Genomic DNA, 18,132 nt, shown 5'->3' on the forward strand with positions numbered 1-18,132 from the left:
CGGCCGTCAGGAGAGGAAAAACGGCCGTCAGGAGAGTATCCCCACGTACGTCGCGACGAGTGAATAGAGGAGAGTAACGGTCAGAAAGACGGTTTCGTTGACGTCAACCGTGACGTAGACGAAGACGAAAACCGGGTACGGGGAGACCAAAAGGAGCGTCTCGATGACGTACCACTGACGTGGCGTGACGCCTAACCGATCGCGGAGCCGGTCCCGGAGCAGCGGGCCACGTAGCTCCGTGGGGGGGCGAAGCCCGGTTTCGTCGGACGATCCCTCGGTGACGGAGGGATCCCTCCCGGCGGAGTTGGTTTCGTTGTCGGCGTTCCCTCCTCCTTGCGGTGGCCCCCAGCCTGCGTACTCCTCCCGGTCCGGATCGTCTCGGGTCACGTCCTCGCCTCCCGATCGCGGCTCCGTACGGTCGTCGATCGCTCCGATCGCTTCGATCGTTCGCGAGCGAGGTCGGGAGACTCCCGCAGCGGACGTGACCTCGGTGGGTCGACACGGAGAGCCATGCCTCCGGATGTCGGTTGGGATGGGTAAACCCTTCGGCCGACCACCCATATTGAAAAGCGTCCATCGGCACTACTGGCTGTATGGGACTACAGGACATCATCGATGCCGCCGAGGCCGTCGGCGATCACGACGAGGCCCGCCGGTCGACGTTCCGGGAGGAGTTCGAGGCGTACGAGTCGGGGGAGGTCGACTCGTTCCCCCGGACGTGGGAGGCTATCGCGGACGAGCGTGACGCGCTCGAACGGCTCGCGGACCAGCTGGACGCCGAGGAGGGGAACATCGACGAGCTGGTCGATCGAACCGAGTTCCTCACCGTGGATCAGGCGGTCCGCCACCGGGAGCAGACGATAAAAAAACTGGAGGCACACAACGAACACCTCCACCAGTTCCACGACGCGATGGCCGCCGCGCTCGACAGGATCGAGACGAACCTCTCCGAACTGGGGTCTGGCGACCCGGGATCGCTCGATGAGGACCCACAGCCACAGTTCGAGCGTGCTCGCGACGCCTTGGACGACCACAACGAGGCAGTCGAGGATCTGGGTACAAACCTCACGATCCTGAACGCGTACCTCCGGTGAGTCGTCGGCTGGGTCGCCGAGCTAAAAACTAATTCTATTGTGAGTTATCCACGGCGGATGCGCTAGAAACGTCACCACATTCTGTACGTTCGTGGTCCGATACCCCAGAGAATCGTGAGACCGACTCGGGACCCTCCATAGTTTGGTGGTGGCTATATCCCCGGGAGTTGGCATTGGCCTTGTGTATGTCTACCAATCGACGCGAATTCATGCGTAAGATGGGTGCCGCCGGGGCGGCCATCGGCAGTGTGAGCATCGCCGGGTGTTCCGGAGAACAAACGACCACGACCGACGGCGGCGGCGACGACGGCGGCGGCGGATCGGGTGCCCGAGTGGTGGAGGAGGACCTCCCCGAAGAGCGGATGATGGACGACGTGATCCACCTGGCGTACACCGAACAGTACAACCCCGGTCGCTACCAGGCGAACCGGCTGGTCGACCAACGCCTCACCGACGAGATGGGGATCCCGACGGTGACGGACCCGGTGGAAGCGACGGTGGTCAGCGACCGCGAAGAGTCTGGCGACTACGACATCGTCACGTACCGGTGGAGCGCGAACAACGGCGAGCCGGACAGCATCATCGTGACGCGATTCGCCTCGGACGGATCCGAGAACTGGACGGGGTTCTCGAGCGAGGAGTACGACGAGATCGCCTACGAGCAGCGACAGGAGACGGACGACGAGACCAGACAGGAGCTCGTTCACGAGGCACAGGACATCATCGGGGAACAGCGCCCGGAGAACCAATACCTGTTCAACGAATACTACTACGCGTTCCGTAGCGACCGGTTCGAGGAAGACTCCGTCGTCGTGACCGACACGGGACTGCGTAACATCTGGAACTACACCCAAATCGAGCCGAAAAACGAGGAGGGGAACACCATCATCACGAACAACTGGGACCCGTCCGACCAGTTGAACCCCCTCAACGCCAACGCCATCGGGCCCAGCCGGAACTGGGTTCCCACGCGGTTCATGCACGACTTCCTCATCCGGACGGGACCGGAGCTGGAGGCCCAGCCGTGGGCGGCGACGGAGTGGGAGTGGGAGGACGACACCACGGTCACGTTCCAGCTCCGTGAGGGGATGACCTTCCACGACGGGGAACCGGTTACCGCCAGCGACGTCGTGTGGACCTACGAGATGATGCTCGATCTGGAGCCGCCGGCGTACCTCAACAACGTCGTTCAGGTCGTCGATAGCGTCGAGCAGGACGGCGACTACACGGTGACGTTCACTCTCGAAGAGCCGTACGTTCCCTTTATCAAGACCACCGCTGGGATCGTGCCCATCCTCCCCGAACACTACTGGACCGCGCTGATGGAGGAGACGGGGACGACCGAACAGCCCTGGCAGATCACGATCGACGACGACAACCCGGTGGTCGGATCCGGCCCGTTCCAGTGGGGAACGTGGGACCAGGGATCGCGGTTCGAGATGCCGTCGTTCGACGACCACTTCATGGCGCCGAACATCGACAGGCGGATCCAGCGGCCGCTGTCGACGAGCGACGCCGAGATGGAGGCGTTGATCAACGGTGACTACGACCTGCTCGATTACTGGTTCGGCGACACACAACAACTCCAGGAGACGGTCGAGGAGAACGACTCCCTGGGTGCGATAGAGACGCTCGGGAGCGGTCGGCAGTCCGCGTGGGTGAACTGTCAGCGGCCGCCGTTCGACCACGTGCCGATGCGCCAGGCGTTCAACGCGGTGGTCAACGACACCCAACAGACCATCATCGACGAGGCGTTCGACGGGTTCGGACAGGAGGCACGCACGTTCATCAATCCCTCGCTCGAGTTCTGGCACAACGAGGACACGACGTTCTTCGATGGCGGGATCGAGGGCGCGACGACGATCCTCGCGGACGCCGGCTACGTGTGGGACGAAGAGGGGAACATCCACTACCCGGAAGGGATGACCGGAAAGTGAGCGTCTCGATCCGTCGAAGCACATCCAACCCCTGGTCAACCACCTCTATACGACATGGTTAATAAACGATACGTCGCCCGCCGGTTCGCGCTGATGCTGGCCTCGCTTTTCATCGTCATCACGATCCTGTTTTTCCTCTTCCGGCAGGTCCCGGGTGGCCCGATGTCGGCGTTCACGAACCCCCGGATGAGCCAGGCAGCGCGACAGGCCGTCATCGAACAGTACGGGTTGAACGATCCCCTGTGGCGACAGTACATCCGGTACATGGTGAACGTGGCCCAACTCGACTTCGGCCAGTCGTTCTACTACGGGAGTTCGGTGTCGGCGCTCATCACCGACCGGTTCCTGAACACGATGAGCCTGATGCTGACGGCGTTCACCATCTCGTACACCGTCGGGACGTACCTCGGCGCACAACTGGGGTGGCTCCGGGGGACGGCGAAGGAACGGGTCGGCATGGTGGTCGTCCTGTTCGTCCGCTCGATGCCGGTGTTCTGGACGGGGATGGTCATCCTCTACGTCTTCGGCTTCCAGCTCGACGTCTTCCCGATCGGCGGGATGCGGGAGTCGACCGCGAGCTACGACACCACGACGGCGAAGTTCCTCAGCACCGACTTCCTGTACCACCTGGTGTTGCCCGTGTTCACGCTATCCACCTACTACACGGGGTTGCCGTTGTTGTTGATGCGAAACAACATCCTGGAGGTGCTCTCGGAGAGCTACATCGACACGGCGCGCGCCAAGGGACTCACCAATCGGCGGGTCCTGTTCGTCCACGCCGCACGCACCGCCATCCTCCCGGTCGTTACCGCGTTCGCGATCGCGATCGGGTTCGCGGTCGGCGGACAGGTACTGATCGAACAGGTGTTCTCGTGGCCCGGTCTCGGCCGCGAGATGGTTCAGGCGTCGCTTCGGAGCGACTACCCCGTCGCACAGGGTGCGTTCGCGCTCCTGTCGGCGATCGTCATCACGATGAACTTCGTGGCGGATCTGGCCTACACGTACCTCGATCCGCGAGTCAGGCTGGGGGAGAGCTAACATGAGCGAGGAAACGGACACGAGCGGACGAACCGTGACCGAATCGAGGGGGACCAAACAGGGATGGCGTCGGTTCTTCCAGAACCTCAAGCGGTCGAGCCGCGAACAGGCGGAACTGTTCGTCCAGTCGCGGCTGGCGGTCGCGGGACTGCTTATCGTCCTCTTTTATTTCATGCTCGCAGTGATCTCGCCATACATCGTCCCGTACGGACCGAGCGAGCGGATCTACATGGCTGACGGAACCTGGGCGTCGCTCCAACCGCCGATGGCCGGCCATCCACTCGGCACGACGGACGCAGGGTACGACGTGCTCTCACAGTTGCTTTTGGGGTCGCGTATCGCGATGTTCGTCGGCCTGCTCGGTGCCTTCATGGTCGCCGTCATCGGGACGACGGTCGGTATCGTCGCCGGGTACTACGGCGGCTGGATCGACGAGGTCGTGATGCGGGTCGTGGACATCCTCTACGGGCTCCCGTTCATCCCGTTCGTCGTCGTGATCGCGACGGTGTTCGGCGCCAGCGTCTGGAACATCATCTTCGGGGTCGCCCTGTTGTACTGGCTCTCCACCGCCCGGGTGATCCGATCGGAGGTGTTGAGCGTCCGCGAGCGACCGTACATCGAGGCCGCCGAGGCCGCCGGAGCCTCCGATTTCCGGATCATGGCCGTTCACATCCTTCCGAACGTCATTCCGCTGTCGGCGCTGTACGCCGCCATCGCCGTGGGGTACTCGATCGTCGCGCAGGCGAGTATCGCGTTCCTCGGGTTCGGCGACCCGAACGTTCCTTCGTGGGGCGTGATGCTCCAGCGGGCGTTCGTGACCCAATCGTTCGGCGAGGCGTGGTGGTGGACGTTACCGCCCGGACTGTCGATCACGTTGGTCGTCATGGGGGCGTACCTCGTCGGTCGCGGATACGAGGAGGTCGCCAATCCGCAGCTACAGGAGAAATAACATGAAACGAGCAACAGCAACCTTCGATTTCGACGACGACGCACCGTTGTTGGCCGTCGAGGACGCCGTCGTGACCTACTCGACGAGCGGCGGTGACCTCACTGCCGTCGACGGCATCAGCTTCTCGGTCGACGAGAACGAGATATTCGGCCTCGTAGGCGAGTCCGGTTGCGGGAAGAGCACGGTGGCACAGGCCATCTTGAGCCTGCTTCCGAGCAACGGTCGTGTCGCCTCCGGGTCCGTCCGATTCCGGGGAATAGAGCTCACCGAACTGTCGAAACGCGAACTCGACGCGCTCCGCTGGGAGCATTTCTCGCTCATCAGTCAGGGCGCGATGAACGCGCTCAATCCGGTCCATCGGATCTCCAACCAGATCGTCGAGGCGATCCAGGCCCACCGGGACGTCACGACCGACGACGCACGGGAGCGAGCAGCCGAACTGTTCGAGGTCGTCGGGCTCGATCCGGACCGAATGGACGATTACCCTCACCAGTTCTCCGGCGGAATGAAACAGCGGGCGTACATCGCCATGTCGCTGGCGCTCGATCCCGACCTCATCATCGCCGACGAACCGACGACCGCACTCGACGTCATCGTTCAAGACCAGATCCTCAAGCGGTTGAAGCAGCTCCGCGACGAGCTCGGCATATCGGTCATCATCATCTCCCACGACATCAGCGTGATCGCGGAGACGTGTAACCGACTCGGCGTGATGTATTCGGGGAAGCTGATGGAGTACGGCGACCTCAAGGAGATCTTCGCCGATCCGTACAATCCCTACACGCTGGGGTTACAGAACGCGTTCCCCACGCTCCGGGGCGATCAGTCGGACCTCATCAGCGTCCCGGGGAGTCCGCCGGACATCGCTGACCTCCCTGACGGTTGTCGGTTCCTGGATCGGTGCCCGTTCGCTACCGCCGAGTGTGAGACGGAACACCCCCCGTTAGAAACTGTGGGGGAGGATCACGCGTCGGCGTGCTACCATCACGACTCCATCGAACGGATGCGCGAGGAGGCGAAGAACCGGGAGACGTGGGAGCGAACGGGATCCGACACTGTTCCTACTGGAGGTATCGGTGATGACTGAGGACGCCCCCGTCCCCGACGGCGGCGACGCCGAATACATCATGGAGTGTGAGGGCCTGAAAAAGTACTTCAATACGGAAAAGGGGTTGCTGAGCGGGCTCTTCGGTGGGGACGAACAGGTCCGCGCGGTCGACGGGATCGACCTCCAGATCGAGGAAGGCGAGATCGTCGGCCTCGCCGGCGAGTCGGGATGTGGGAAGACCACGGCCGGAAAGACGCTCATCCGCCTGCTCGACTCGACTGACGGCCGGATCTACTTTCGCGGACGAGACGTGACGAACATCTCCGGTTCGGAACTTCAGCGGTTCCGTCGGGACGTTCAGATAATCTTCCAGGACCCGTTCGAGAGCCTGAACCCGCGGATGACCGTGTACGATGCGGTCGTCGAGCCGCTGAAGATCCACGGGATCGGGGACGCCGACGAGCGGTACGAGCGGGTTATCGAGGCGCTCGAGCGTGCGGAGCTCACGCCGCCGGAGACGTGGTTCGAGAGCTATCCACATCAGCTCTCCGGCGGCGAGCGTCAACGGGTCGCCATCGCTCGGGCGCTCGTGCTCGAACCGGAGTTCCTCCTGGCCGACGAGCCGGTGTCGATGCTGGACGTCTCGATCCGGGCCGGCGTCTTGGAGTTACTCCAGCGGCTGAACAGGGAACTCGACCTGACGATCCTCTTTATCAGCCACGACTTATCACTACTCAGACAAGTGTGTGACCGGATCGGGATCATGTATCTCGGGAGGATAATCGAGTCAGGGGAGACGGAGCGGATAATCAGCGACCCGGTACATCCCTACGCGAAGGCGCTGATCGGGGCCGCCCCGGAACCGGACCCGTTCAGCGACCGCGAACACGTCGAGATCCGCGGATCGATCCCCGACCCGATCGACCTCCCGAGCGGCTGTCGGTTCAAAGGCCGGTGTCCGGAACGTGAAGAGATATGCGATCACGTCGACCCCGCCCTCCGCCCGATCGGACGGGAAGACGGCTCCGGCTCGAGGCGAAACGTCGCCTGTCACGCCTACTACGACGAGGAGGACGTCGCGGCCTACGAGTCGGAACTCCGGGGAACGGAGGGAGTTCCCGAGGACGTACTGGAGAACCCCCACCGAAAAGTCCCCCTCGAGGAGACGGACGACTCCGACCTCGACTCGGATATCACGGCGTACTGATATCGTCCATCGATCGGCGTGCGGCAAACACGCACGCTTTGACTCTCGTGGAGTGTCCGCGATCCGCGTCTCTCCCTCGCGGGTACTCCGGTCCGTCGATCGTGTCTACACGAATCCGCGGTTCGGTCCGGGCGTCCGTACGACCGGGATCGGTCCGAGCGTCCGTACGACCGGGATCAGTCCCAATCGGGATAGGCGTCGTCGTCCATCTCGTCGAGGGGGAACTGGGGTCGGTGGATCCGGGTGAAGTCGAACTTCCGCAGGTCCATCGCGACGAGGCCGATGCTGTTTATCGGGATGACTTCACTGGACATCGGTTCGTAGTCGGCCCGGAAGTGGTTCGTGCTCTTGACCACCAGCACGTCGAGTCGCTCGGGCTGGATCCCGACGTGCCGCCAGATCTCGGCGTCGAGCGGTTGCATGCGGTTCTCCGTGACGATCACGCTCACTCCGTCCTCGTGGCCACATTTCAGGTGGACTCCCGTCCCCAGATGGTTCTCGCTACCGGTCCCCATCGGACCGGTGTTACGGAACTCGCCGTCGGTGATCGCCTTCACGTAGCCGTCGAGGTCCTCGATGGGATCGCCGTGTCGGTCATCCGTCTTCCCACCGAGGTCGACCGTCACCCGCTCGCCGACGCCTGCCTCGACACAGGCGTCGACGACTTCGGGGTCACGAACGATGGCGAAGCCGGCGTTCGTCAGCCCTTGATCGAGCATCTCTCGGAGGACCGTCGTTCCGTCGGCAGCGCCGCCGCCGCCGGGGTTGTCGCCGACGTCGGCCATCACGATCGGTCCACTGTCCTCGTCCAATGTGTCGAGGAGGTGTCGTGCCTCCTCGACCGCTTCCTCGGGTTCGGGATAGTCACCGACGAAATCATCTCGGTGTTCCCAGACGTGTGTCGCCAGCGCCCTGGCGATCTCGCGGGCGAGATCGGGATCGTCGTCGGTGACGACCGGGATCGACCAGGTCATTGAGGGAACGTCGGCCTGATAGAACCCCGGGAACACGTTCACTTTTATCACGTCGTCGCGCTCCTCGTACTCCCGGGCGAGTTCCATCACCTCGGTCATCGGTCCCTCACGCGTGTTCTGTTTCGGGCCGAAGGGGAGGACCGGCGGGCGTTCGATGGCCATCGTCGGATCTATCTCACCACGCATCGTTCGCGTGAGGTACCGCATCGCGCGGCGGCCGGTGTCGCCCATGTCGGTGTGTGGATACTCCTCGTAGGCGACCAGGACGTCCGCCTCCTCGACGAGCTGGTCGGTGTTGTTGCCGTGGAGGTCGAGGGTGACGGCGATCGGGACGTCGGGACCGACCCGTTCGCGGACCGCGGCAACCAGCGGCCCTTCGCCGTCGTCCATCCCCTCCGGAACCATCGCGCCGTGGAGACAGAGACAGACCCCGTCCAGATCGTCGCCGTGTTCCTCGACGCCGTCAAGGATCTCCCCAGTGTAAAAGTCGTAGGCGTCCGACGCGACGACGCCGCTGGGTGTGGCGGACGCGGACACGGTGTACCGGAGATCGACCCCCTCCTCCTCCGCGACCTCCATTGCGCCCCCCTCACAGGTGTTGGTTCCCCCCATCCGTTCGGGGATCTCCTCGCCGAAGTACTCCCGGCGCTCCTGGAACAACGACCGACCGGTTTTCCCGCTCGCGAACGTGTTCGTCTCGTGAGCGAAACCACCGAGCAGCACAGTCTCGTTTGACATGTCCCTTCGTCCCAACCACTCCCGGTTAAGATCGGGACCTATCATGGTCAGGGGTGTGCCGTCGACGCCGAACCGGCGGCCACCCGTGGATGTGAGGTAGTGCTGTTAGGTGCCTCACACTCCGTGGGTCCGTATGGCGACACCTGTTCGAACCGGGAGGGTAGTTCGATGACGCACGACGTACTCATCGAGAACGCTCGGATCGTCGACGGAACGGGCGCACCGTGGTTCCGCGGTGCCGTGACGGTCGAGGACGGCCGGATAACGGACGTGTTTCGCGGGGACGTCGACGTCACCGCGAACGAATCCCTCGACGTGGAGGGAAAGGCGGTGTGTCCGGGGTTCATCGATACGCACTCACATTCGGATCTGGTGCTGTTCGAGGACCCGACGCTCGCGCCGAAACTCAGACAGGGGATCACCACCGAGATCCTCGGTCAGGACGGGTTCTCGATGGCGCCGATGTATCGCGACGGCGGTGCCGACCAGTGGGCACGGCACCTCTCGGGACTCGCCGGCGACGTCGACGTCGAGTGGAGCTGGGGAAGCGTCGCCGACTATCTCGACACGATCGAGGCGCACGGCATCGCACCCAACGTGGCCACGCTCGTGGGGCATGGAACCGTTCGGTTCGACGTGCTCGGGATGGACGACCGTGCTCCCACCGACGACGAACTCGAGGAGATGGCGGACCTCGTTGCCGACGCACTGGAAGACGGGGCCGTCGGCTTCTCGACCGGACTCGTGTACTCGCCACAAGTGAACGCATCGACGGAGGAGACGCAGCGTCTCGCCGCCGAACTCGAACCCTACGGGCGACCGTTCGTCGCGCACATCCGAAGCGAGGGGCGGTGGATCTGGGAGGCGCTCGACGAGTTCGTCGACATCGGTGCCGACGAGAACGTCCCGCTCCACCTCTCACACTTCAAGGTATCGGGCACCGAGCAACACGGAAAGGCCGAACGGGCGACGGAACTCGTCGAAACCGCCCGTGAACGGGGGGTCGACATCACGGCCGAACAGTATCCCTACACGGCCGGTAACACCCTCCTGTCCGCAGTTCTCCCGCCGTGGGTTCACGCCGAAGGGCCCGACCACGTACTCGAGGTCCTTCGAGACGAGACGGCCAGAGAACGGATCCGCCGAGACATCGAGGAGTGGCGTATCGACGGCTGGGAGAACCAGGGAGCGCGCTCCGGCTGGGAGAACATCGTCGTCCGCAACCTCGACACCGAGGCGTGGCGCGAGTACGAGGGCGAGTCCGTCGCCGACATCGCCGCGGACCGCGATCAGAACCCCGTCCTCGCCGTCTGTGACATCCTCCTCGACGAGGAGTTATCGCCGGCCATGATCCTCCACACGGTCACCGAGCCCGACGTGCGCGACATCATGGCGAGCGAACGGGTCGGTATCGCCACGGACGGACTGTTCGGCGCGTATCCGCACCCCCGGACGTACGGAACGTATCCCCGCGTTCTGGGAACGTACGTACGTGAGGAGAACCACCTCTCCTTGGAGGACGCCGTCAGAAAGATGACGTCGCTTCCGGCGCGCGCGATGGGGCTCGATCGGAAGGGGGTTCTCCGGCCGGGGATGGACGCCGACCTCGTCGTCTTCGATCCGGTCACCGTGGAGAGTCGGGCGACCTTCGAGAACCCGCGACGCTTCCCGTCCGGAGTTCCTCACGTGATGGTCGACGGCACCTTCGTCGTCCGGAACGGCGAGGTGACCGACGCACGTCCGGGAACCGCGATAAAGAAATAGCGCCGTCCGTCGTCGGTAGTTGGGTTATTTCACTTCACCTTCCCACGCGCTTGGACGGGCCAGAGGTCCTCGACGTGGCCGTCCCGAACGGCGATGATCGTGTCGTGGAGGTTGACGGTCGTACAGACGTGGGGGACGATGAACTCGATGCGGTCACCGACCGCGATCGAGTCGTCGCTGTCGGTGGTGTCGAGCCAGCCGTGCTCCTCGGACGCGTTCACGTACGCGACGTCGTCACGGTACTTGGGAACGGGCAGTTGCGACGTGTCCATCGAGAGCGTCTTGCTCCCGGCGTCGACGACCGCACGGTCCTCGCTGGGCGCGGATATCACCGTCGAGACGACGGTCGCCGCGCAGTCGGCTCGGTCGACCTCGAACGGTCGATGTTCGAGTTCACCCACGTCCATGAACGGGTACATCCCCGGATTGATCTCGGTGACGACCGGATGTCGTCCGCTGTATTTCGAGGTCGCCGTCCCGCCCACCTTGACTTCCGGGACGGGGATCCCCTCGGATTCCAGCAGGTCGACCGTCTCCTGTACGCGATCCATGGCCTCCGTACAGTACGTCTCGTACTCCGCTTGCGTCTCGGCTTCGGACTTGACGTGGGCCTCGTAGGCGAGCAACCCCCGGAGGTTCAGGTTCGACTGCTCGCGAACGAACCGCGCCGTCTCCAGGGTGGGTTCGCCCGGCGCGACCCCCGTTCGGTGTAATCCGACGTCGACCTCCAAGATCACGTCGACGTCCTCGCCTCGATCCGCTGCGGCCTCCTGAAGCGGCTCGATGTTTCCCGGCCCGTCGACGGTCGTGGCGAACCGGTCGAGCTTCTCCGACAACCGTACGAGTCGCTCGAGCTTTCGTCCGCCGACGACCATATACGACAGATAGACGTCATCGATGCCGTTCTTCGCCATGATCTCGGCCTCACTGAGGGTCTGACAGACGACCCCGCTTTCACCGCCGTACTCGCTCTGTCGGTTGGCGAGCTCGGCGTTTTTGTGCGTTTTGACGTGCGAACGGAGCCGGACGTCGTTCGCCTCCGCAAACGAGACGTACTCCCGGACGTTCGCTTCCATCGTGTCGAGATCGACCAACAGTGCCGGCGTCTCTATCTCGTCTTTCGGCGTACCGAGGGTCGGCCGCGTCTCCGCGATCGTCGGGGTCGGCATGAGCGAAATACAAAAAACGACGACAAAAGTCTTGCCTCCCGTCCGGTGACGTCTCCGATGGTCGCGATTCCCACGAAAAGCGATCGTCCACGACCGCTCCAGTACTTCTTCGGATCCATACGAGAGTATACAAAAATTTTGAAATGAATGATCGCGCTGATCCCCCTGTTTTGACGTACTGATATGAACGTCGTCGATTCCCGATCGGTTCCTCAGGCGATCCGGAATGCTGGGAGCTCTCAGTGGGATGATCTGTCACGTGTGCGGACCGGTGTACCCACCTATTACTCTTGATAGTATCCATATGTTACAGCTACGACCGCCGAAACCTTTATCATACTACATATGACGCCTCATGGCATGGGAGAAGCTCTCAGTAAGTCCTCAACGCCGATCCACCAGACGTCGCAACTCGCGCTCCGTATCTGGCATCCGGACTGTTGGACGCTCCAGACGACCGCGTCCGTCGACGCCGGACTCATCGCACACGGCGTCTACGAGTACGACGACATCGTGAGTGCGAGGCTGACGGCTCACGCGGACACCACCGACCGGATCGACGACCTCGTGGCGGCGATCAAGGCGTCGCCGTTGACCGAACGGGCCAAAGTGATAAACGAGTACTTCAATCCCGGACTACAGACGAACCCGGCCGGAAACGCCACACAGGAGCTCCTCGTCGAATACGAACCCGCAAACAGCATTCACGACGCCTTCGTCTCGCGGGGCTTCGTTCCCGAGGAGGAGATCCGGATCAACGACGGCTTCGAGTACTGGACCGTCATCGTCCGTGCGTCCCGGAACACGATCCAGGAACGGTTAGACGAGATCCGTCAGGAGATGGACGCCGAGATCCGGATCGAGGGAATGAAATCGGCCCAGACGACCACTGCTCAGTGCCAGCAGACGGATCAGTTGTCGGAACGACAGCGGGAGATCTTCGAACTCGCACAGGAGGAGGGGTACTACATGTGGCCCCGTGAGACGTCCGCCACCGATCTCGCGGACGAAGTCGACATCTCGAAGACGACCTTCCTCGAACACCTCCGTAAGGCGGAGGCCAAGATCCTCGGCAAGATCGACTAGTTCCGCTACCGCTCGGGACCGTCTATAGAAGGCGGTGGATTCTCCACGTTCCGGCCCGAACAGGAGGTATGGAGCACGTGGAGACGCCGAAGCGTACCATGGATCACGTGGAGACGCTGGAGTGTACCCTCTGTGGCGCGGAGTACGACCCCGACCAGGTCATCTACACCTGTCCCGAACACCCGGGCGTGAAGGGCATCCTCGAGGTCAAATACGACTACGACCGTGTCCTCGACCGGTTCGACGAGCCGCTCGACGGGGACATCCGCTCACAGTGGAAGTACCGGGCGTTCCTCCCCGTCACCGACGACGTCGATCCCGTCACCCTCGGCGAGGGCGGGACCCCGCTTTTGGACGCCCCCCGGCTCGGCACCGAACTCGGCGTCGACCTGCGCGTGAAAGACGACGGTCGGAACCCCACCGGCGTGTTGAAAGACCGCGCGACGGGCGTCTCGATGACGAAGGCCAGGGAGTTCGGGATCGACGTCGTCACCTGCGCGTCGACGGGGAACGCGGCCGCGTCGCTCGCCGGCTTCGCCGCCCGCGGCGGCTTCGACTGCCGGCTGTTCGTCCCCGGCGACGCCCCCGAGGGGAAGCTGGCACAGCCGCTCGTCTACGGCGCCGACGTGCTCGCCGTCCGTGGTAGCTACGACGAGGCGTACGACCTCAGCATGGAGGTCACCGAGGAGTTCGGCTGGTACAACCGCAACGCCGCGGTCAACCCCTTCCAGGTCGAGGGGAAACGCACGGTCGGCCACGAGTTGGCCGAGCAGACCGCCGGCGACGTCCCCGACTGGCTGGTGTTCTCGATGGGCGACGGCTGTACGATCGCCGGCGGCTGGAAGGGGTTCCACGAGTTCGCCGACCTCGACCTGGTCGAGGACGCCCCGCGAATGCTGGGCGTCCAGGCCGAGGGCGCGAGCGCGATCCACGATACGTTCCACGAACACGACGACGTCGAGGAGGTGGCCGACACGGTCGCCGACAGCATCTCGGTTGGGCGGCCGCGGAACACCGTGAAGGCGTGTTCGGCGCTCGAAGAGAGCGGGGGGGAGTCGCTGCTCGTGAGCGACGAGGAGATCCTCGCTGCGGAGTCGCTGTTGGGGCGGACGGAGGGGATCTACGCGGAACCCGCGGGTGCCACGCCGGTCGCCGGGTTGCGAAAGGCGCGCGAGGAGGGGATCGTCGAGGCGGGAGACAGCGTCGTGGTCGTCGTGACCGGCACCGGCCTGAAGGACACCGAAAGCGCGATGCGCGCCGGCGGCGAGGTCGACCCCATCGACCCCGACATCGACGACGTGATCGACCGGTACGGCGGCGCGTGAGTCGGACGTAGCCCCGAGTCACCGCCCCGTCAGGTCCGGGCGGCGAGGTCCTTCCCACACCTCGGTCGAACGAAGCACCCGTCCCGGACGGTTCCCCGTCGGTTCGCCCTCCTCGACGACGAACTCGCCGTCGACCATGACGTGTTCGATCCCGTCGGAGAGCTGTATCGGATCGTCGAAGGTCGCGTTCGCCCGTACCCGGTCGGGATCGAACACCACGAGGTCGGCGACGTATCCCTCGTACACGCGGCCGCGGTCGGGGAGGCCGAGCACGTCGGCGGGATGGCCGCTAGCCTTGTAGACTGCGCGTTCGAGCGACAGAACTCCTCGTTCGCGGACGTATCGCTCCAACAGTCGGGGATACGTTCCGACCGCCCGAGGGTGTGGCTTTCCGCCGAAGATGCCGTCGGTACAGATCGTCCCCCGGGGATCGGCCAGGAACCGATCGATATCGACGTCGTCCATCACGAAGTCCGCCATGGTCACGTCGAGCTCCTCCTCGAGGAGGAGCTCACAGACCGCGTCGACGGGGGTGGTGTCGCGCTCGGCGGCGATCGCTGTGACCGACTGACCCTCGGACCGTCCGCTTCCCGTGTCGGTGATGAGGACGTTCTCCCACGTCCCGGCGGCTTTCGCGAGGTTCTCCCAGTCGTCGACGCCACCCTCGATGTCGTCGCGGATACGGTCGCGGACGTCGGGATCGGCGAGTCGCTCGAGGATCTCGTCCGTTTCGCCCGCTCGTGCCCACGGCGGGAGGAGTGCGGTGAGCATCGTGCTCCCGGCCGTCCACGGGTACTGGTCGAACGTCACGTCGACGCCGCGTTCCTCCGCGGCGTCGAAGACCTCCAAAACCTCCTCGGAGCGTCCCCAGTTGTCCTCCCCGGCGACTTTCAGGTGGGAGACGTGCGGCTGACAGCCGGCACGCTCACAGAGCCGAACGAACCGGTCGATCGACTCGACGACGGCGTCGCTCTCGTTCCAGACGTGTGAGACCATGAACGACTCGCGGCGAGCCAGCGGTCCGCCGAGCGTCCCGAGTTCCTCGTCGCGGCCGTACGAACTCGGCGGATAGATCATCCCGGTCGAAAGCGCGAACGCGCCGTCATCGAGCGCGGTATCGAGCGCGTCCGAGACGCGTTCGAGCTCGTCCGGATCGAGCGGGCGATCCTCGAACCCCACAGCCAACGATCGCAGGTTCCCGTGGGGTGCGTAGTAGGCACAGTTCACCGCGGGTCCCGCGTCCTCGAGCGTGTCGAGGAATCCCTCGGTCGTCCGCCACTCCCACGGCTCGTGGGTTCCGAGAAGCGTTCTGACCCGACGAGCCCACTCCTCGCGGTCCCCCTCGGGAAGGGGCGCGACGCTGATGCCGTCCTGTCCCAACACCTCCAGCGTCACGCCCTGTGTCACCTTCTCGACCGCTTCGGGTCGGTCGAGCAATCGGAGTTCGGAGTGGGCGTGCATGTCGACGAACCCGGGGGCGAGTGCGTTCCCGTCGACGTCGACGACACGCTCGCTCCCGATCGGCTCCGGATCGATCCGCTCGATCCGCCCGTCGACGACCCGAACGTTCGTTTCGGTCGCCGGCGCACCCGACCCGTCGTACACGGTCGCTCCCCTGAACTCGACGTCCTCGCTCATGGATGCCGGAGCGTTCCCCGCGGGGTAAACGACACCCCCCTACATGGGAGGCGGAGGAGTGAAACCCGGCGGCCACGTTCCGACGAGGGATGCCACGCACGATATCGAGCGAACGGTTCCGCGAGCGGTTCGACCGATTCAACGAGATCGGCGCCACGGATCGGGGCGGCGTGAACCGACCGACGCTCTCCGACGAGAACGAACGAGCACGGGACACCCTCGTCGAGTGGTTCGAGGACGCCGGGCTCTCGGTGCGGGTCGACGAGATGGGGAACCTCTTCGGGCGACGCGAGGGGCGGGACGACGACCTCCCGCCGGTGTTGATCGGCTCGCACGTCGACAGCCAGTACAACGGCGGCCGGTACGACGGCGTCATCGGCGTGCTCGGGAGCCTCGAGGTCGTCGAGACGCTAAACGACGCCGGCGTCGAGACGGAACGGCCGATCGAGGTGGTCTCCTGGAGCAACGAGGAGGGCGTCCGGTTCCAGCCGGACATGCTGGGAAGCGGGGTGTTCGCGGGCAAGTTCGACGTGGAGTTCGCCTACTCCCGCGAGGACAAGGAGGGGAAGACGTTCGGGGAGGAGCTGGAGCGCATCGGCTACCGGGGCGAGGAGCCGTGTGAACCGCGCGACCTCCACTGTTACCTCGAACTCCACGTCGAGCAGGGCCCGAAACTCGAGGATCGTGACCTGGCCGTCGGCGTCGTCGAGGGCGTGTACGGCTTCGTCTGGTTCGACGCCGCCTTCGAGGGGAGCGCGGACCACGCCGGCCCCACGCCGATGCACCTCCGACACGACGCGATGGTCGCGACGAGCGACGTCGTCGATGCGGTCCGGCGGATCGCCGGAACCGGCGGGGACGACCTCGTGGGGACGGTCGGGTCGGTCGACGTCTCGCCCAACTCGATCAACGTCATCCCGGAGCGAGTGGAGTTCACCGTCGACTTCCGGTCATACGACGACCGGACGGTGGACCGGGCGGCCGAGCGAGTCCGCGAGGAGATCGACCACGCCGCGAACCGGGAGGGGATCGAGGCCGACCACGAGGAGATCATGCGGATCGACTCACAGTCGTTCGACGACGCGGTGGTCGACGCGGTCGCCGACGCGGCCGACGCGCTCGACGCCGACGCTACCCGGCTCGTCAGCGGCGCGGGCCACGACGCGAGCTACCTCAACCGCGTCTGTCCGACCGGCATGATATTCGTCCCCAGCGTCGGCGGCGTCAGCCACACCGAAGCCGAGTTCACCGAGTGGGACGACGTCGTGACGGGCGTGAACGTCCTCCTGAACGCGACCGTCGGGAAGGCGAACGAGCGACCTGACGACGAGTGACGTGGAAGCGCGCTCGGCGCACACGCCCCCGTGGATGGACGGGGGCGTGTTTTTTTACCATCGGTGAGACCACACCCACATGACCGACCTGCTCATCGAGAACGCCCGTGTCGTCGACGGCACCGGCGCGCCGTGGTTCCGCGGAGCCGTCTCCGTCGATGACGGCGGGATCGAAGCGGTCCACCGCGGTCCGCCACGCGACGTCGACGCCGAGACGACCGTCGACGCGGACGGACGGGTCGTCTGTCCGGGGTTCATCGACACGCACTCGCACTCGGACCTGGAACTGTTCGAGGACCCGACGCTCGCGCCCAAGCTCCGCCAGGGAATCACCACCGAGATCCTCGGTCAGGACGGCTTCTCGATGGCGCCCATGTACCGCGACGGCGGGGCCGAAGAGTGGGCGAAACAGCTCGGCGCGCTCGCCGGGCGTGCCGACGTCGACTGGACGTGGGGGAGCGTCGCGGACTACTTCGACGCCGTCGAGGGGAACGGTATCGCGCCGAACGTGGCGCTGCTCGTGGGACACGGCACCGTCCGGTTCGACGTCCTCGGGATGGACGACCGCGCCCCGACGGACGACGAACTCGACGAGATGGCGGACCTCGTGACCGAGGCGCTCGAGGACGGGGCGGTCGGCTTCTCGACCGGACTCATCTACACGCCCTGTACGTACGCGGACACGGACGAGGTGCGCGAACTCGCGGCCCGCCTCGGTCCGTACGGCCGGCCGTTCGTCGCGCACGTCCGGAGCGAGGGGCGGTGGATCTGGGAGGCGCTCGACGAGTTCGTCGACATCGGTGCCGACGAGAACGTCCCGCTCCACCTCTC

At 64.6% G+C, this 18,132-nt stretch carries 15 protein-coding genes; 11 read left to right on the forward strand and 4 right to left on the reverse strand.

From position 1 onward, the window contains the following. Positions 1-27: 27 nt before the first annotated feature. Positions 28-387 (reverse strand): hypothetical protein, encoded by a 360-nt coding sequence (locus DQW50_RS04445; RefSeq protein WP_127341309.1) that lies wholly within the window; start codon positions 385-387, stop codon positions 28-30. A gap of 206 nt (positions 388-593) precedes the next feature. Here DQW50_RS04445 and DQW50_RS04450 point away from each other — a divergent pair, with 206 nt between their 5' ends. The 6 genes from DQW50_RS04450 (at position 594) to DQW50_RS04475 (ending at position 7,273) form a co-directional block, all read left to right on the forward strand. Beyond that, a complete protein-coding gene (locus DQW50_RS04450) occupies positions 594-1,094 on the forward strand; it encodes a hypothetical protein (protein ID WP_112078100.1) in 501 nt (166 codons plus the stop codon). A gap of 185 nt (positions 1,095-1,279) precedes the next feature. After that, the gene (locus DQW50_RS04455; RefSeq protein WP_112078101.1) at positions 1,280-3,031 is read left to right on the forward strand and encodes an ABC transporter substrate-binding protein; all 1,752 of its coding nucleotides are present in this window, start codon (positions 1,280-1,282) and stop codon (positions 3,029-3,031) included. Between the two features lie 54 nt (positions 3,032-3,085). Then, on the forward strand, positions 3,086-4,069 hold the full coding sequence (locus DQW50_RS04460; protein ID WP_112078102.1) for an ABC transporter permease: 984 nt from the start codon (positions 3,086-3,088) through the stop codon (positions 4,067-4,069). Between the two features lies 1 nt (position 4,070). Beyond that, complete coding sequence (locus DQW50_RS04465; protein WP_112078103.1) at positions 4,071-5,018, forward strand: ABC transporter permease; 948 nt, start codon at positions 4,071-4,073, stop codon at positions 5,016-5,018. A 1-nt stretch (position 5,019) separates the two neighbouring features. Then, complete coding sequence (locus DQW50_RS04470) at positions 5,020-6,105, forward strand: ABC transporter ATP-binding protein (protein ID WP_112078104.1); 1,086 nt, start codon at positions 5,020-5,022, stop codon at positions 6,103-6,105. After that, positions 6,098-7,273, forward strand: a complete 1,176-nt coding sequence (locus DQW50_RS04475; protein ID WP_112078105.1) for an ABC transporter ATP-binding protein — start codon at positions 6,098-6,100, stop codon at positions 7,271-7,273. Before DQW50_RS04470 ends, DQW50_RS04475 begins: the two co-directional genes overlap by 8 nt. A 176-nt stretch (positions 7,274-7,449) precedes the next feature. Here DQW50_RS04475 and DQW50_RS04480 read toward each other — a convergent pair whose 3' ends face one another. After that, on the reverse strand, positions 7,450-8,985 hold the full coding sequence (locus DQW50_RS04480) for a M81 family metallopeptidase (protein ID WP_112078106.1): 1,536 nt from the start codon (positions 8,983-8,985) through the stop codon (positions 7,450-7,452). Between the two features lie 168 nt (positions 8,986-9,153). Between DQW50_RS04480 and DQW50_RS04485 the strand changes: the two genes are divergently transcribed. Then, complete coding sequence (locus tag DQW50_RS04485; RefSeq protein ID WP_112078107.1) at positions 9,154-10,749, forward strand: amidohydrolase family protein; 1,596 nt, start codon at positions 9,154-9,156, stop codon at positions 10,747-10,749. 29 nt (positions 10,750-10,778) lie between these two features. On the opposite strand, the gene DQW50_RS04490 is transcribed toward DQW50_RS04485, so the two are convergent. Next, entirely contained in the window at positions 10,779-11,918 is a 1,140-nt protein-coding gene (locus DQW50_RS04490) for an alanine racemase (protein WP_112078108.1), read from the reverse strand. A 360-nt stretch (positions 11,919-12,278) separates the two neighbouring features. On the opposite strand from DQW50_RS04490, the gene DQW50_RS04495 reads away from it, so the two are divergent. Continuing rightward, on the forward strand, positions 12,279-13,004 hold the full coding sequence (locus DQW50_RS04495; RefSeq protein ID WP_112078109.1) for a helix-turn-helix domain-containing protein: 726 nt from the start codon (positions 12,279-12,281) through the stop codon (positions 13,002-13,004). A 98-nt stretch (positions 13,005-13,102) separates the two neighbouring features. Continuing rightward, positions 13,103-14,329 (forward strand): threonine synthase, encoded by a 1,227-nt coding sequence (gene thrC, locus DQW50_RS04500; protein ID WP_112078118.1) that lies wholly within the window; start codon positions 13,103-13,105, stop codon positions 14,327-14,329. Positions 14,330-14,347: 18 nt separating this feature from the next. Here the strand turns inward: thrC and DQW50_RS04505 are convergent, their stop codons facing one another. Continuing rightward, positions 14,348-15,967, reverse strand: coding sequence for an amidohydrolase family protein (locus DQW50_RS04505; protein ID WP_112078110.1), 1,620 nt, complete (start codon positions 15,965-15,967; stop codon positions 14,348-14,350). 89 nt (positions 15,968-16,056) lie between these two features. On the opposite strand from DQW50_RS04505, the gene DQW50_RS04510 reads away from it, so the two are divergent. Together DQW50_RS04510 and DQW50_RS04515 are read left to right on the forward strand one after the other, a co-directional pair. After that, a complete protein-coding gene (locus DQW50_RS04510) occupies positions 16,057-17,301 on the forward strand; it encodes a Zn-dependent hydrolase (RefSeq protein WP_112078111.1) in 1,245 nt (414 codons plus the stop codon). Between the two features lie 79 nt (positions 17,302-17,380). Continuing rightward, positions 17,381-18,132 (forward strand): amidohydrolase family protein (locus DQW50_RS04515; RefSeq protein ID WP_157964842.1); only part of this gene is annotated, 752 nt, incomplete at its 3' end.

Origin of the sequence: Halorubrum sp. 48-1-W (assembly GCF_003287355.1) — an archaeon.
Taxonomy (GTDB): domain Archaea; phylum Halobacteriota; class Halobacteria; order Halobacteriales; family Haloferacaceae; genus Halorubrum.